At 71.3% G+C, this 870-nt stretch carries 1 pseudogene; it reads left to right on the top strand.

What is annotated here, in order from left to right:
• Nucleotides 1-307: 307 nt before the first annotated feature.
• A pseudogene (locus tag D7X55_RS39835) lies at nucleotides 308-870 on the top strand (hypothetical protein); the annotation flags it as partial.

An 870-nucleotide genomic window follows, 5' to 3' on the forward strand; every position in this document is an offset into this window, starting at 1 on the left:
CGGCACCGCCGCGCACACCACGGCCGCCAGGGCGAACCCGGTCTCGCGAGAGGCTTCACGCTGGGTGTGGGCGGAGGGCGGCGGCATGGGTGGGGGGCTAAACGTGTCGCACGGGATGCGACAGTCCGCCGGCGACAAAAAAGCGCGACGGCGGAACGGCTTTATACGCACCGGGGTTCTGACGCACCCCGGAAATTCGCGCCCTTGGCGTTGAAACCCGCACTTCGTGACGCGCCGGGATGATTTCAGTGGCGCTCCACATTGACGTTGCCACCCCGGCGGGAGTATCCCCTTCCAGCAAGCGAAAATGCGAACCATTCTCAACTTCGACGACGGATTGGGTGCTGCCCCAGCGCTGCCGCAAGCTGTGACCGCGCGTGCGGATGTGGTGCGCGTTCCGGCGGGGCTCTTCCAGTCCGCGACCGCTCCGGCGGATGCGGGGTGGGGCCGGTGGAGTGGGGCGCTGCTGACGGCGACCGTCGCGCATCTGGTGGCGGTGGCGGTGGGGTTGCTGGTGTCCACCCGGCCGCCTCCCGAGGTCAAGAAGCCGGAGCCGGAGCTGGTGCTGATGGCGTACGCACCGCCTCCGCCGCCCCTGGGCGGTGGGATGCGGAAGCAGGCGGCCGTGGAGCCCGTGAAGCCGGTGGTGCAGAAGCCGCGCCCGAAGCGGCAGGAGCTGGTGGTCCCCGCGAAGGTGCCGGAGCCGGTGAAGGAGACGCCGGTGGAGCAGGTGGAGGAGACCCCGCCCGCGACGGAGGTGGCCTCGGTCGCGCCGCAGGCGCCCGCGGGCCCGGGCGTGCCGGACGGCGCGGTGGGTGGCGTCGTCGGGCTGGCTCTTATACACATCTCCGAGCCCACGAGACCGGAGCC

Source organism: Corallococcus sp. AB049A, from assembly GCF_003668885.1.
GTDB classification, from domain to species: Bacteria; Myxococcota; Myxococcia; order Myxococcales; family Myxococcaceae; genus Corallococcus; species Corallococcus interemptor.